At 70.2% G+C, this 208-nt stretch carries 1 protein-coding gene; it reads right to left on the bottom strand.

Annotated features, from left to right (window positions below; all coding sequences use genetic code 11):
* Nucleotides 1-208 (bottom strand): isocitrate/isopropylmalate family dehydrogenase (locus tag UUA_RS15895; RefSeq protein ID WP_008438698.1); only part of this gene is annotated, 208 nt, incomplete at both ends.

The raw sequence follows: 208 nt of genomic DNA, 5'->3' as shown, positions 1-208 counted from the left end.
CACGTTGGCCTTGTCCACCGAGGTGAGGTGCTGGCGGCGTGCGCGCGCCAGCTCGAACGCGCGGCGCACCACGCGCTCGATCTCGGTCACGCTGTACTTGCACTCGTCGGTGGCGGCGTCGGCCGTGCGCGTGCGCGCGCCGAAGTACATGCCACCGGTGAGCTCGCGCACGAACAGCACGTCGACGTGCCGCAGCCTGTCGTTCTTC

The sequence above is a fragment of the Rhodanobacter thiooxydans LCS2 genome (assembly GCF_000264375.1).
In the GTDB taxonomy this organism is placed as follows: Bacteria; Pseudomonadota; Gammaproteobacteria; order Xanthomonadales; family Rhodanobacteraceae; genus Rhodanobacter; species Rhodanobacter thiooxydans.
This window is presented reverse-complemented; position numbering and strand designations above follow the sequence as displayed.